12 protein-coding genes and 1 pseudogene are annotated in these 13808 nt (G+C 70.7%); 7 read left to right on the forward strand and 6 right to left on the reverse strand.

Annotated features, from left to right (window positions below):
- Positions 1-99 precede the first annotated feature (99 nt).
- From FB600_RS16060 to FB600_RS16070, 3 genes are read left to right on the forward strand one after another with little or no spacing between them, the layout of a single operon-like run.
- Entirely contained in the window at positions 100-315 is a 216-nt protein-coding gene (locus tag FB600_RS16060) for a hypothetical protein (protein ID WP_145756967.1), read from the forward strand.
- Positions 312-1328 carry a glycosyltransferase gene (locus tag FB600_RS16065; RefSeq protein WP_145756966.1) on the forward strand — a complete coding sequence of 339 codons (1017 nt, stop codon included), beginning with the start codon at positions 312-314 and terminating at the stop codon, positions 1326-1328. Before FB600_RS16060 ends, FB600_RS16065 begins: the two co-directional genes overlap by 4 nt.
- Positions 1329-1365: 37 nt before the next feature.
- Positions 1366-2412: a glycosyltransferase family 2 protein gene (locus FB600_RS16070; protein WP_036057058.1), complete on the forward strand. Its 1047-nt coding sequence runs from the start codon at positions 1366-1368 to the stop codon at positions 2410-2412.
- Between the two features lie 162 nt (positions 2413-2574).
- Here the strand turns inward: FB600_RS16070 and FB600_RS16075 are convergent, their stop codons facing one another.
- On the reverse strand, positions 2575-3264 hold the full coding sequence (locus FB600_RS16075) for a response regulator transcription factor (protein ID WP_013691716.1): 690 nt from the start codon (positions 3262-3264) through the stop codon (positions 2575-2577).
- A gap of 242 nt (positions 3265-3506) precedes the next feature.
- Between FB600_RS16075 and FB600_RS16080 the strand changes: the two genes are divergently transcribed.
- On the forward strand, positions 3507-4901 hold the full coding sequence (locus tag FB600_RS16080; RefSeq protein ID WP_096752133.1) for a cache domain-containing protein: 1395 nt from the start codon (positions 3507-3509) through the stop codon (positions 4899-4901).
- Positions 4902-4907: 6 nt separating this feature from the next.
- Positions 4908-5555: a response regulator gene (locus FB600_RS16085; RefSeq protein WP_145756965.1), complete on the forward strand. Its 648-nt coding sequence runs from the start codon at positions 4908-4910 to the stop codon at positions 5553-5555.
- A 66-nt stretch (positions 5556-5621) separates the two neighbouring features.
- Here the strand turns inward: FB600_RS16085 and FB600_RS16090 are convergent, their stop codons facing one another.
- Both FB600_RS16090 and FB600_RS16095 read right to left on the reverse strand, forming a co-directional pair.
- On the reverse strand, positions 5622-6128 hold the full coding sequence (locus FB600_RS16090; protein WP_096752134.1) for a cupin domain-containing protein: 507 nt from the start codon (positions 6126-6128) through the stop codon (positions 5622-5624).
- Between the two features lie 278 nt (positions 6129-6406).
- Positions 6407-7003, reverse strand: a complete 597-nt coding sequence (locus FB600_RS16095; RefSeq protein WP_145756964.1) for a phospholipid-binding protein MlaC — start codon at positions 7001-7003, stop codon at positions 6407-6409.
- A 295-nt stretch (positions 7004-7298) separates the two neighbouring features.
- On the opposite strand from FB600_RS16095, the gene FB600_RS16100 reads away from it, so the two are divergent.
- Both FB600_RS16100 and FB600_RS16105 read left to right on the forward strand, forming a co-directional pair.
- Entirely contained in the window at positions 7299-9929 is a 2631-nt protein-coding gene (locus FB600_RS16100) for an MMPL family transporter (protein WP_145756963.1), read from the forward strand.
- Entirely contained in the window at positions 9922-10869 is a 948-nt protein-coding gene (locus FB600_RS16105) for a VacJ family lipoprotein (RefSeq protein WP_145756962.1), read from the forward strand. The genes FB600_RS16100 and FB600_RS16105 overlap by 8 nt, the downstream gene beginning before the upstream one ends.
- 165 nt (positions 10870-11034) lie before the next feature.
- Here the strand turns inward: FB600_RS16105 and FB600_RS16110 are convergent, their stop codons facing one another.
- From FB600_RS16110 to FB600_RS16120, 3 genes and pseudogenes are all read right to left on the reverse strand, one after another.
- Entirely contained in the window at positions 11035-11589 is a 555-nt protein-coding gene (locus FB600_RS16110) for a carboxymuconolactone decarboxylase family protein (RefSeq protein ID WP_036055186.1), read from the reverse strand.
- Between the two features lie 101 nt (positions 11590-11690).
- Positions 11691-13031, reverse strand: a complete 1341-nt coding sequence (locus tag FB600_RS16115) for an aspartate aminotransferase family protein (protein ID WP_145756961.1) — start codon at positions 13029-13031, stop codon at positions 11691-11693.
- Positions 13032-13118: 87 nt separating this feature from the next.
- A pseudogene (locus tag FB600_RS16120) lies at positions 13119-13517 on the reverse strand (carcinine hydrolase/isopenicillin-N N-acyltransferase family protein); the annotation flags it as partial.
- Between the last annotated feature and the right edge of the window lie 291 nt (positions 13518-13808).

The raw sequence follows: 13808 nt of genomic DNA on the forward strand, positions 1-13808 counted from the left end.
CATCCGACCCTTGGGCGAGGCCCGACGTTTGCAGTTCTGTCACGATTCCGGACCCGATTCGCGATGAAATTGAGCCCATCCACGCTGGAGGGCCACGCGATGATCGCAATCTCTTTGGACGCACAACAACGTTGCAGCCGCCAATCGGGCGGCAAGCAGGCCGACGTTCGTCTGCAGCCGGGACGCGCGCGACGTCGCCAGCAGACGGCCCGCGCCTGGCGCCGCGCGCGCGTGGCCGCCGCGCCGCTGCGCCGCGCCTTCGGGCCCTGCTGGGTCGGCAGCGCGTTGCGCGCGCCGCTGGAGGAAGAGTTTTGAACGCGCACCAGGTCGCCGTGGTGGTGAGCGGGCGCGACCGTGACGGTTCGCTGTCGCGCTGCCTGCGCAGCGTGCGCGGCGCCGATTGGGGCGAGCTGCCGGTCGAGGTCCTGTACGCGACCGACGAACCGCTGGGCGACGATGCCCGGTTGGCCGCCCTCGACGGCGCGCGGGTGATCGCGGCCGACACGCGCGCCATCGGCCAGCCCACCACGCGCGCGGCGATCCGCAACGCCGGCTGGCACGCCACGCATGCCGACACGGTGCTGTTCCTGGGCGCCGACACCCTGCTCGACCGGCACTTCCCGCAAGCCGCGCTGGCGCGCCTGGACGCGCAATGCGCGGCAGTGCGCGGCCAGTGCCGCGAGGCGCTGCCGCATCAGTCGCATTACGCCGCGGTGGTCGACCTGGACGGCGTGATGCCGTTCGGCGACGCGCTCGACTGCGTGGGCGACGCCCTGTTCAGCCGCGAGGCGCTGCTCGACGTGGGCGGCTTCGACGCCAACCTGGCCGACGGCGAGGCCGCCGACCTGTGCCGCCGCCTGGCGGCGCGCCGCTGGCGCATCGTCGAGCTGGCGATCCCGATGACGCGCCACGACGACGTGCTGGCCCGTTTCCACGATTACTGGCGCCGCGCGGTGCGCATCGGCGAGGCCTATGCCGCCGCCGACGCGCGCTGCGCCGGCCGCGCCGCCTTCCCGCACGGCTACGCGCCGCAGCGCAACCGCGCCTGGGGCGCCGCGCTCGGCGTGGCCGCCCTGGTGTTCGCGGCGATGCTCGCCACCGCGCCCGGCATCGCCTGGAGCCTGCTCGCGCTGTTCGGCGCGGCGCTGCTGCACACCACCCTGCGCGCCCGGCCCAGCGCCGGCGACTGGCGCCTCGCGACGCTTTATGCGCTGCATGCGCACCTGCAACAATTGCCGATTCTCTATGGCCAACTCGCCTACCGCCGCCGTCATGCCACCGCTCGTCCGCGGCGAGCGCCCCGCCAGCTATCCGGGGGCGCGCCATGATAACCATTCCGGCCGCGCAGCGTCGCCGGAGCCCACCATGATCGGCCTGCACGACGCCGAGCCGATCGCCTCGCCCGAGCCGCGCCCGTCCCCGCACGAACATGTGCTGGCCCGACGGGCGTTGTCGATCCTGATCGTCGCGCACGATTCGGCCGAGCACATCGACGCCCAGCTCGCGATGCTGGCGATGGCCGCGCGCTATCGCGACTGGCAGGTGATCGTGGTCGACAACGCCTCGAGCGACGGCACCGCCGAGCTGGTCGAGAGCCGGCATCCCTGGGCGCTCTTGATCCGCTCGCCCGTCAACATCGGCTACGCGGCCGCCTGCAACCTCGCCGCGCGCGAGGCGCTCGGCGCCCTGCTGCTGCTGGCGCATCCCGATACCCACGCCCAGCCCGCGATGATCGCGCGCGCCGCCGCGCGCATGCTGGTCAATCCCGGCGTGGGCATCGCCGGCGGCCGGCTGGTGGACGCCGAGGGCCAGGACGTGCCGGCCTCGCACCGCTTCCCGTCCGCGCTGGGCGACGCCTTCGCCTGGCGCGGCCCGGTATGGCCCGGCGCGGCGGCCAGGCGCGTGCCGCTCGACCCCGACCTGCAGCCGCGCGAGCCGGCGCGGCGCGTCGACTGGGTCTCGGATGCGTTCGCGATCATGCGCCACGACCTGTTCCGCTTCCTGGGCGGCTTCGACCCGCGCTTCTTCATGTACTGCGAGGACATCGACCTGTGCCGGCGGGTGGCGATGGAAGGTTTTTCGGTGATGTACTGGCCCGACGTGCGCGCCCTGCGCGCCGGCCGCCCCGGCGCGGCGCGCGGCGACGCGGCGGCCGAGGCGCGCCACGCGCGCTGGCAGATGCGCAGCCGCCTGCTCTATCACCACAAGCACCAGGGATCGACCGGGGCCTGGATCGCCAGCCGCGTGGAATCGGCCTGGCTCACGCTGGCGGGTTGGGGCTATCGCTGCGGCGGCGCGCTGCCGGCCGCCGACGCCGGGCATCGCGATGCGCTGACGCGGCGCGCCCAGGTCGAGGATGCCTGGCGCGCCACCGACGGCGGCCGCGCCTCGCCGCCGGGGCCGTGGCGCTGAGCGCCGGCATGGGCCGCCTGGGCCGCGACAGGCGGCCGATATCGACGGGAAATCAGGAAATCGAAGAGCCGGACGGCATCGAATGCGCCGCCGCGTTCACAGTCTTACGCGCGCCTGCCTGATCGGGCGCGTCGCTCGCCGGCGCGCCACCGGGCCGCCGCCTTACTCGGGCGTATCGAGCCGCACGCAGCGATACCCGTAGCCGTAGATCGGAATCACCTTCCAGCCGTTCGAGCCGTCCAGGTGCAGCTTCTTGCGCAGCCGGCTGACGTGGGTGTCGACGGTGCGCGTATCGACATCGGCATGCACGCCCCACACGCGATTGAGCAGATGATCGCGCGACAGCAACTGGCCCGGGCTCTGGAACATGTAGACCGCCAGGTCGAACTCCTTCTGCGTCAGGTCGACCGGCGCGCCGTTGACGGCGATCCGCACCCGCTGGATGTCGATCTCGTAGGCGCCCAGCGTCAGCGGCGCCTTGCCGCCAACCCCGTAGCGCCGCGCCACGGCCGCGATCCGCGCCAGCATCTCGGCGGCCCGCGCCGGCTTGACGAGGTAGTCGTCGGCGCCGGCGCGCAGCGCGGTCAGCACCGTCTGCTCGTCGTCGCGCGCGGTCAGCACGATCACCGGCACGTTCCAGCCGAGCGTGTCGCGCACCGCCTTGATCATCTCCTCGCCCGTCGCGTCGGGCAGCATCCAGTCGATCACGAACAACTGGAACCGTTCCTTGCTCAGCGCCGCGGTGAACTCGGCGCCCGTCTCGAAACCCTGCACGCGATGCCCGCCATGTTCGAGCCACAACATGATCAGGTCGCGTTGGTCGGCATCGTCTTCCAGCACGGCGGTCAGCATTGCGGGTACTCCATCCAGAAAATGGCCCATCTTACTCACCCCTCGCGCGATTGGGAAATCGGCTTCTCGCATCGAAGCCCGCGCCGGGCCTGCCAAGCCGCGCCGCCGCGAAGCCCGGGAAGCGGCGCCCGAACCGCTCGCGCTGCACTGCCGCATGCGTCGCGCGGCACCGAAATCGCGGACAATAGCGCCGGTGCGCCCGGCCCCTTGCCGACAAGGCGCGCCCTCCCCGTCGATCGACCATGAAACTCAAGGCGAAGATATTCCTGCTCGCGATCGTGCCATTCCTGGTCGCGATCGCCGGCATCGGCTTCGGCGTGCGCCAGCAGGCCACCTCGCTGGCGCGCGCCCAGCACGAGACCATCGAATCCGCCTACCTGGGCAGCAAGGAGGTCGAGCTGCGCCATTACGTCGAACTGGCGACCAGCGCGATCGGCCCGCTCTACGCGGCCTCGCGCGACGGCGCGGCCGGCGACGAGGCGCGGCGCGCCCAGGCGCTCGAGATCCTGCGCAAGATGGACTTCGGCCCCGACGGCTATTTCTTCGTCTACGACCTGCAGGGCAATTCGCTGATGCACCCGCGCGAGCCCGAGCGCGTCGGCCGCAACTTCTGGTCGATGCGCGACGCACAGGGTGCGGCCACCATCCAGGAACTGATCAAGGCCGCCACCACCGGCAACGGCTACGTGCGCTACCAGTGGCAGCGGCCCTCCACCGGCCGCGTCGAGGCCAAGCTCGGCTACGTGGTCGCGCTCGAGCACTGGGGCTGGATGCTCGGCACCGGCATCTATCTCGACGACGTCGACCGCGCGCTGGCGAGCACCGATGCGCGCGCCTCGGCCGAGATCGACGGCACCATGAAGGGGCTGGCCGCGATCGCGCTGGGCGGCGCGGCGGTGATCGCGCTGTGCGCGCTGGTGCTCAATGTCAGCGAATCGCGGGTGGCCGACGCCAAGCTCAAGGCGCTCGCGCAGCGCGTGGTGGAATCCCAGGAGGACGAGCGCGCGCGGCTCTCGCGCGAGCTGCACGACGGCATCAGCCAGATGATGGTGTCGGTCAAGCTGATGCTCGAATCGGTGCACGAGCGGCTGGCGCAAGGCCCCGCGCGCGACGCGGCGGCCGAGGGCGCGCTGGCCAAGAGCACGGCCCGGCTCGGCGACGTGCTGCGCGAGGTGCGCCGCATCTCGCACGCGCTGCGCCCGGCCATGCTCGACGACCTGGGCCTGGCCGCCGCGCTCGACCAGCTGATCCGCGAGCTGCGCAGCGAGACCGGCTTCGAGGTCGGCTACACGCAGATCGCCCATTCGGGCGCGCCGCCGCTGCCGGCCGCGGTCAACACCGCGCTGTTCCGGATCGCCCAGGAAGCGCTGACCAACCTGATCCGCCATGCGCAGGCCACGCGCGGCTCGCTCTCGCTCGAAGTGACTTCGCACGCCGTCTCGCTGAGCGTGGCCGACAACGGCCGCGGCTTCGACGTCGAGCGCACCCAGGCCGACCCGCACGGCGGCGTGGGGCTGCGCAACATGCGCGAGCGCATCGACGCGCTCGGCGGCACCCTGACGATCCGCTCGCAGCCCGGCCACACCGTGATCGCCGCGCGCGTGCCGCTGCCCGCGCAACGCCACACCGGAAACTGACCGACCATGACCGATCCCGATTCCCCCCCGCCCGCCGCCCGGCTGCTGCTGGTCGACGATCATCCGCTGGTCCGCGACGGCCTCAAGATGCGCCTGGAGGCCGTGCCCGGCTTCGTGGTGGTCGGCGAGGCCGGCAAGGCCGAGGACGCGCTGGCGCTGGCCGAGTACCTCGAGCCCGATCTCGCGCTGATGGACGTCACCATGCAGGGCATGAACGGCATCGCGCTGGCCGGCATCTTCCACGAGCGATTCCCGGCGATCCGGGTGGTGATGCTGTCGATGCACGACAACGTCGAGTACGTGACGCAGGCGGTGCGCGCCGGCGCGAGCGGCTACCTGCTCAAGGATTCGCCGGCCAGCGACATCGTGCGCGGCATCGGCGCGGTGCTGGCCGGGCAGACCTTCTTCAGCGAGGGGCTGGCCGCGCGCATGATCCAGGCCAGCGCGGGCACCGGGCCGGTCGAGCGCCTCACGCCGCGCGAGCTCGATATCCTCGACGCGCTGGCCGAGGGCCTGTCGAGCAAGCAGATCGCCCTGCAGAACGGCTTGTCGGTGCGCACGGTCGAGACGCACCGGCTCAATCTCAAGCGCAAGCTCGGCATCGAGGGGCAGGCCGAGCTGATCAAGTTCGCGGTCGAGCATCGGCGGCGCTGAGCACGCCGAGGGCGCCCAGCCTGGCGCGCGCCCGGCACTTCCCTCATGCGGCCGCTGGCGCGGCCTTCAGCGCGCCAGTCGCGCGATCGCCTCGGCGTGTTGCGGGAATTCGCGCGCCAGCGCCTGGGCGTCGCCCAGTTCGAATTCGCTGAACTCGAAACCCGGCGCCACCGTGCAGCCCACGAAGGCGAGCCCGCCCGGCTCCGCGCAGACCGCGCCGAACCAGCGCCCGGCCGGCACCACGGCCTGGCTCACGGTGCCGGGATGGGTGAGCGGATTGCCGAGCCGATGGACCAGGTGGCCCTGCTGCTCGTCGAGTACATGCACCTCGAGCGGTTCGCCGGCATAGAAATGCCAGACCTCGTCGGAGCGGATCCGATGCCAGGTCGAGTACGCGCCGTCACAAAGCAGGTAGTAGATCGCGGTCGAGGCGCTGCGCGCCGCGCCGTCGCTCGAACGCGCCACCTCGAGCGGCGCGCGATAGGTTTCGCGGAAATAGCCGCCCTCGGGATGCGGCTGGAGGGCGAAGCGTTCGATCAGCTCGGCGGCGGCTCGGGAAGTGGCTTGCGTCATCGGATCGGCACCTGGGAGAAGGGATGTGCCCGCAAGCGTAGCGCAACGCGGCCGATCCGTGCGCGAGCGCCCACGGGGGCGAGGCGCAGCAATGCGCATTCCCGGACCTCGGGTCGCGACGCTGTCGAAATGGGAGGAAGCGAGAGGCGTCTCGCCACGGTTTTGCCACGATCCGCACAACGATGCAGAACATCGTTGCGGATACAAGCATGAGGAAGGAGACAGGCGCGGCCGCCCCGCCGTAACCGGCGAAGGCGGCCGCGCGAACGCGTGCCGGCTCAGTTGACGCGCGCGTTGTGCTTCTGCAGGAAGCTGATCAGGCCGTCGATCCCGCCCGCGGCCAGTTGCGACTTGAACTGCCCCTGGTAGACCTGGATCAGCCAGGCCCCGGACATGTCGATGTCGTAGATCTTCCAGTCGTTGCCTTCCTTGCCGAGCCGGTAGCCGACGTTCTGCGTATCGCCCGGCGTGCTCACGGTGGACTGGACCAGCGCGTCGGTGGCGTTGCCGCCGCCGGCCTTGAAGGTGAACTTCGCGTCCTGGCTGCCGAGCTGGGCCAGCGAAGCCGCGTAGGTGCGCGTCATCAGGAGCCGAAATTGCTTGTAGAGCTCCTGCTGCTGCGCCGGGCTCGCCTGGCTCCAGGCGCTGCCGACGGCGATCCGGGTGGTGCGCTCGAAGTTCGCCACCGGCAGGAAACGCGTCTCGACGACCTGCGTGATCTTGGCCATGTCGCCACCGCGCGCGGCGGGATCCGCCTTCATGGCGTTGACGGTCCCCTCGACCGCGGAGCGGACCACGTCGACAGGCGCGCTCTGCGCGAAAACCGTGACGGAGACGGCCGCCGCCGCGACGAATGCAATCAGATGACGTTTCATGCGTTCTCTTGCTCTCGAAAAAAAGAAGCCGGCGCCAATGGCTCCGGATCGAAACAGTATAGCGGCCAATCCCGCGCGCGGCGCCCCCGGAGACCGCGCCGGAAAGCTTCGTTACGCCACGCTTACGTTTGTCACCGCCCGATGACATCCTGTTCCGGCCGGGCGCGATCTGGTCCGGCACCGTTTCTACCACGCCGGCCGTCGAAAACGGGGCGCGGACCTAGCCGCCTCCGAAACCGCCGCGCCGGTATACTTGGTCACTTTTGCCCGAGGCCCGCCCCCGCCAGCCCGCCCAATGCTGACAACCCTACTCGTCCGACTCGTTGCCTGGTCGGTACGGCGACCGATCCTGGTCGTCGTGCTGTCGCTCCTGATCGCCGCCTTCGCCGGCGTCTATACCGTCCAGCATTTCAAGATCAATACCGATGTCAGCAAGCTGATCGACAACGAACCGCAATGGGCGGCACTTGGAAAGGCCGTCGACGACGCCTTCCCGCAGCGCAGCCAGACGCTGTTGGCCGTGGTCGAGGCGCCCGCGCCGGAATTCGCCTCGGCCGCCGCCGACGCGCTGGCCGCCGCGCTCGACAAGGACACCCGGGCCGGCCGCATCGGCCAGGTCTCGCTGCCGGCCGGCGGCCCGCTGTTCGAGCGCGACGCGCTGCTGTTCCTGTCGCCCGCCGAGCTCGCCAAGACCACCTCCAAGCTCGCCGACGCGCGCCCGCTGGTCAACACGCTGGCCAAGGACCCGAGCGTCACCGGCCTGGCCACCACGCTGTCCACCACGCTCGGCCAGCCGCTCCTGACCGGCCAGGTCACCCTGCCCGGCATGAAGACCCTGCTCGGCCGCGCCGCCGCCTCGGTGGACGACGTGCTGGCCGGCCGGCCGGCCGCCTTCTCGTGGCGCGCGCTGGTCGACAGCGATGCCGCCAGGCAGCCCGCCTTCGCGTTCGTGACGGTCGAGCCGATGGTCAACTACGGCGCGCTGAAGGCCGGCGAGCAGACCGAGCGCACGATCCGCGAGACGGCCGCCTCGCTGCAGCTCGACAAGCGCTTCGGCGCGGTGGTCCGGCTCACCGGCGAGCAACCGCTGGCCGACGAGGAATTCGCCTCGGTGCAGGACGGCGCGGCGCTCAACGGCATCGGCACGCTGATCGTGGTGCTGATCATCCTGTGGCTGGCGCTGCGCTCCAAGCGCATGATCGGCGCGGTGCTGATCACGCTGGTGGTGGGCCTGGTGGTGACGGCCGCGCTGGGCCTGGCGATGGTCGGCTCGCTGAACATGATCTCGGTGGCCTTCATGGTGCTGTTCGTCGGGCTCGGCGTCGATTTCGCGATCCAGTACGGCGTGAAGTACCGCGAGGAACGCCATCGCGACCCGAACCTCGATCACGCGCTGCTGGGCGCCGCGCATTCGATGGGCGTGCCGCTCTCGCTGGCCACCGCCGCGGTGGCCGCGAGCTTCTTCTCGTTCCTGCCGACCGCCTATCGCGGCGTCTCGGAGCTGGGCCTGATCGCCGGCGTCGGCATGTTCGTCGCGCTGTTCACCACCATGACGCTGCTGCCGGCCCTGCTCAAGCTGATGCACCCGCCCGGCGAGGCGAAGGCGCCGGGCTTCCCGCGCCTCGCGCCGGTCGACGACTACCTCGACCGCCACCGCAAGCCGATCCTGATCGGCACCCTGGTGGTGGTGATCGGCGCCCTGCCGCTGCTCACGCGCCTGCACTTCGACTTCAACCCGCTGCACCTGAAGGATCCGCACAGCGAGTCGATGGCCACCCTGATCGCGCTGAAGGATTCGCCGGAAGCCTCGGTCAACGACGTGCACATGCTGGCGCCCACGCTGGCCGCGGCCGACGCCGCCGCGGCGCGCCTGGCCAAGCTGCCGGAGGTGGGCCGCACCACCACGCTGTCGTCGTTCCTGCCCGCCGAGCAGCCCGAGAAGCTCGCCATCATCAAGACCGCCGCCGATTCCCTGCTGCCGGCGCTGAGCCAGCAGCCCGCGCCGACCGCCAGCGACGCGCAGCGCGTGGCCGCGCTCAAGCGCGCCTCGGCCCTGCTCGGCTACGCGGTGGAGGATCATCCGGGCCCCGGCGCGGCCGAGGCCAAGCATCTGTCGGAATCGCTCGCCAAGCTGGCGGCCGCCGATCCGGCCGCGCGCGATCGCGCCGAACTCGCCTTCTCCAGCACGCTGAAGATCGCGCTCGGCCAGCTCGCCTCGCTGCTGCAGCCCTACGAGATCACGCGCGCCAACCTGCCGCCGCAGATGGTCAACGACTGGGTCGCGCCCGACGGCCGCGCGCTGGTGCAGATCTCGCCGAAGGTGCCGCCCGGCGTCGATCCCGGCGACGACGTGATGCTGCGCCACTTCGCGCAGGCCGTGAAGCAGGCCGAGCCGGCCACCATCGGCGGCCCGATCTCGATCCTGCATTCGGCCGACACCATCATCAAGGCCTTCCTGCAGGCCGCGGGCCTGTCGATCCTGTCGATCACGGTCCTGCTGTGGATCACCCTGCGCCGCTTCGGCGACGTGCTGCGCACGCTGGTGCCGCTGCTGGTGTCGGGCGTGGTCACGCTGGAGCTGTGCGTGCTGCTGGGCATGTCGCTGAACTTCGCCAACATCATCGCGCTGCCGCTGATGCTGGGCGTCGGCGTGGCCTTCAAGGTGTACTTCGTGATGGCATGGCGCGCGGGCCAGACCGGCCTGCTGCATTCGAGCCTCACGCACGCGGTGCTGTTCAGCGCCGCGACCACGGCCACCGCCTTCGGCAGCCTGTGGTTATCGCATCATCCGGGGACGGCGAGCATGGGCAAGCTGCTCGCGCTCGCGCTGTCCTGTACGCTGATCGGCGCCGTGGTGTTCCAGCCCGTGCTGATGGGCAAACCGCGCGTGCCACGCGCCCCCCAATCCCCCGAAATCGATGAATAAACTCCGAATCACTGCCGCGGCCACGCTGGCCGGCGCGCTGCTGAGCGGCTGCGCGACCGGCCCCAACCGGACCCCGGGCGACCCGCTCGAGCCGATGAACCGTGCCATCTTCACCTTCAACGACACGGTCGACACGCATATCGCCGTGCCGATCGCGCGCGGCTACCAGAAGATCACGCCGAGCCCGCTGCGCACCGCGATCAGCAGCTTCTTCTCGAACCTCGGCGATCTCGGCAATGCCGCGAACAACCTGCTGCAACTGCGCGTGACCGACGCCACCGAGGACGTGATGCGGGTGGTGATCAATTCGGTGTTCGGCGTGGCGGGCCTGTTCGACGTGGCCACGGTGGCCGGCCTGCCCAAGCATCACCAGGACTTCGGCCTGACGCTGGCGCGCTGGGGCGTGCCCGCGGGCCCCTACCTGGTGCTGCCGGTGTTCGGCCCCAGCTCGTTCCGCGACGGCGTGGGCCGCGCGGTGGACGTGCGCTTCAACCTGCTCAACTACATCGAGCCGGCGGTGCGCAACCCGATGTACATCGCGCAGTTCATCAGCGCGCGCGCCGACCTGCTCGGCGCCTCGGACCTGCTGCAGCAGGCCGCGCTCGACAAGTATTCGTTCGTGCGCGACGCCTACACGCAGCAGCGCCGCTCGGCCACCTATCACGGCGGCGCGGGCGCGGCCTCGCAGGGCACGCTGCCGAGCGGGCTGCCGAACTATGATGATCCGGGCTCGAGCGGCGGCGGCGCGAGCGGCGAACCCTCGGGCCTGCCGAACTACGAGGATCCGGGCGCGAACACGGCGGCACCGGCCGCCGGTGCATCGGGCGCGGCGGCGGGTGCCGCGGCGGCATCGGGCGCGGCCGCTACCGCGGTGCCGTCCTCGCCGCTGGCACCGGCCGTGCCTGCCGCGGCGCCGGCCAGCGCGCCGGCTGCTCGTTGAGCGTGCCGCACTGAGTAGCGTGCAGCGGGCCGGCTGCATCGAGCCGGCCGCTGCGACCACGCCTCGACGCGGTCACGGCGACGCTCAACCGAGCCTCGCCATCCCGGGCAGGCGAACGCCTTCGACCCGAACGCGCGCCAGTCTCATCTCCCCTGTTTTTCCGCCTCACTCCGCGAACGGCAATGTCTGCTGGCCGTTCGCGCGCATCCCGAACACGTTCAGCGTCATCGCCACCAGCGCGTAATAGCCGAGCAAGCCCACCAGGTTGATCACCACCTCATGGCCGAAGCGCGCGAGCGCCGCGTCGTAGGTCGCGTCGCTCACGCGCTGCGTGTCGTAGAGCTCGGTCGCGAAACGGTGGACCAGCGCATCGTCGGCGTCGTCGAAGACGGGCGTCTCGCCGCGCCGGATCGCTTCGGCCACCGCCGCCGGCACGCCGGCGTCCAGGGCGATCGGCAGATGGATGTGCCACTCGGCCTGCGAGCGCCAGCGCGCGGCGGTGGCCAGGATCGCCAGCTCGGACAGGCGCAGCGGCAAGCCCGTTTGGTAGCGGCAGAACGCGCCGAGCCGCTGCGCATGCTGGGCCAGCACCGGGCTGTGGATCCAGCCGAGGAAGGGTCCGTTGAGGTTGCCGCGCGGGCCGGCCAGGATTTCGTCGAGCACGGCGCGCTGTTCGTCGGAGGCGCTCGCGGTATCGAACGGGGGAAGGCGGTTCGTCATGTCGGAAGTCCGGATTGGAGTGGAAGGCGGGGCGCGGCGGGCAGGCAGCGATCGATGTCGATCGTGGCGCCTGCCGGCGGCCCTCGAAGCGCCGGGGCGCTTCAGCGCGCGGCGCCGCTCGATGCCAGCGCCGCGTCGAGCGACTGCGCCAGCCGCTCGACGATGATATCGATTTGCTCGGCCGAGCAGATGAAGGGCGGTGCCAGCAGCACGTGGTCGCCCTGCCGGCCGTCGACCGTGCCGCCCATCGGGTAGACCATCAAGCCGCGCGCCATCGCCTCGCGCCGCAGGGCCGCATGCAGGCGCAGGGAAGGATCGAAGGGCTGCCTGGTGCCGCGATCGGCGACGAATTCGACGCCGACGAACAGGCCGCGCCCGCGCACGTCGCCGACGGCTTCGTGATCGGCGAAACGCTCATGAAGTTGCGCGCGCAACTGTTCGCCGCGCTCGCGCACGTTGTCGAGCAGGCCTTCCTCGGCGATCACGCGCTGCACCTCGAGCGCGGCCGCGCAGGCGGTGGCATGGCCGATATAGGTGTGCCCGTGCTGGAAGAACCCGGTGCCGCCCACGATCGCGTCATAGATCCGGTCGCTGGCGAGCGTCGCGCCGATCGGCTGATAACCGGCGCCGAGCCCCTTGGCGATGGTCAGGATGTCGGGCGCGATGCCGTCCTCCTCGCAGGCGAACAGATGCCCGGTGCGGCCCATGCCCGACATGATCTCGTCGAGGATCAGCAGGACACCGTATTTATCGCAGACGGCGCGGACCTTGCGGAAATATGCGCGCACCGGCGGCACCGCGCCGGCCGTCGCGCCCACCACGGTCTCCGCGACGAAGGCCGCGACCGTATCCGAACCCAGTTCCAGGATCCGGTTCTCGAGTTCATCGGCGAGCCGCTGGGCGAAGGCTTCCTCGCTTTCGTCGGCGCGCTGCTCGCGATAGGCGTAGCAGGGGCTCACGTGATGCGCGTCGATCAGCAGCGGCAGGAAGGGCTCACGGCGCCACGGGTTGCCGCCGATCGCCAGCGCGCCGAGCGTATTGCCGTGATAGCTCTGGCGCCGCGCGATGAAGTGGCGGCGTGCCGGCTGGCCGATCTCGACGAAATACTGGCGCGCCAGCTTCAGCGCCGCCTCGATCGATTCCGAGCCGCCCGACGTGAAATACACGTGGCCGAGCCCGGCCGGTGCCGCCTCGATCAGGCGATCGGCCAGTTCCTCGACGGGCTCGGTGGTGAAGAACGAGCTATGCGCGTAAGGCAGACGCTCGGCTTGCCGCTTGATCGCCTCGATCACGCGCGTGTTGCTGTGGCCGAGGCAGGAAACGGCCGCGCCGCCGCAGGCGTCGATGTAGCGCTTGCCCGTCGAGTCGATGAGCTCGATGCCGTCGCCGGCCACCGCGACGGGAAGGGTCGCGCGCGGGGCGCGATGAAATACCTTGGTCATGATCGTGTTTGCTCCTGCTGGCTGCTGGAAGACGGGTTCGTGAATGCCATCGGCGCCGCGCGATGCGGTTGCCGGCCGCGGTTCGGGTCAGGCGGCCTCGCGCGTCACGCGCAGCGCGAAACCCGTCACGCCATCGCGTCTCACCGAGCAATCGACGCTGTGCCGGTCGATCTCGAAGAGGGCGGTCGCGAGCGTGTTTTCGTCGTCGGGATCGGCCGGATCGTCACGGAAGATCGGCAGGCCCGCGCCACCGCGATCGGCGAGCACGCCGGCCAGCGCGTCGAGGTCCGTCGCGGCAAGCGCGGGCAGCAACGCGTCGAGCCGCGCCTGCCGATCGCGCGACGAAGCGGTGACGATCTGCGCGTCGGCATCGGCGTTCGGCCCGGGACGCACGAGGTGGTTGGCGTGGCCGTAGCGCGCCTCGACGCTCGTCACCGAGGTACGGGCCGCGCTGGTCTCGACGCTGGCAATGCGGGCATCGCCGGCGAGCCGGCGGCCGATCTCGCGCGGCGTGCCGGCGATCACGACGGGGTGGAGTGCTTTCATCGATGCGCTTCGGTCGCTGGAAATTCGGGGGCGGATGTCGATCGAAGGCGAGGGCGGGCCAATGCAACAGATCGACAACACATGGGCCGAAATTATACGCATCAACAACAAATGTTGTCACGACGAACGAGACGACAACACGGCCGTGGCGCCGGCACTCGGGCTGTGTCGATACGGAAGAGGGGAACGAGCGAGGAAGAAAAAACGCCCTCGCAAGGCGAGGGCGTTATC

Origin of the sequence: Burkholderia sp. SJZ089, from assembly GCF_007828315.1 — a bacterium.
Classification (GTDB): Bacteria; Pseudomonadota; Gammaproteobacteria; order Burkholderiales; family Burkholderiaceae; genus Burkholderia; species Burkholderia gladioli.

Coding starts and splice junctions, on each gene's coding strand:
- FB600_RS16085 (WP_145756965.1), top strand. CDS start 4,908: ATGACCGATCCCGATTCCCCCCCGCCCGCCGCCCGGCTGCTGCTGGTC.
- FB600_RS16115 (WP_145756961.1), bottom strand. CDS start 13,031: ATGACCAAGGTATTTCATCGCGCCCCGCGCGCGACCCTTCCCGTCGCG.
- FB600_RS16070 (WP_036057058.1), top strand. CDS start 1,366: ATGATCGGCCTGCACGACGCCGAGCCGATCGCCTCGCCCGAGCCGCGC.
- FB600_RS16060 (WP_145756967.1), top strand. CDS start 100: ATGATCGCAATCTCTTTGGACGCACAACAACGTTGCAGCCGCCAATCG.
- FB600_RS16100 (WP_145756963.1), top strand. CDS start 7,299: ATGCTGACAACCCTACTCGTCCGACTCGTTGCCTGGTCGGTACGGCGA.
- FB600_RS16075 (WP_013691716.1), bottom strand. CDS start 3,264: ATGCTGACCGCCGTGCTGGAAGACGATGCCGACCAACGCGACCTGATC.
- FB600_RS16080 (WP_096752133.1), top strand. CDS start 3,507: ATGAAACTCAAGGCGAAGATATTCCTGCTCGCGATCGTGCCATTCCTG.
- FB600_RS16095 (WP_145756964.1), bottom strand. CDS start 7,003: ATGAAACGTCATCTGATTGCATTCGTCGCGGCGGCGGCCGTCTCCGTC.
- FB600_RS16105 (WP_145756962.1), top strand. CDS start 9,922: ATGAATAAACTCCGAATCACTGCCGCGGCCACGCTGGCCGGCGCGCTG.
- FB600_RS16110 (WP_036055186.1), bottom strand. CDS start 11,589: ATGACGAACCGCCTTCCCCCGTTCGATACCGCGAGCGCCTCCGACGAA.
- FB600_RS16090 (WP_096752134.1), bottom strand. CDS start 6,128: ATGACGCAAGCCACTTCCCGAGCCGCCGCCGAGCTGATCGAACGCTTC.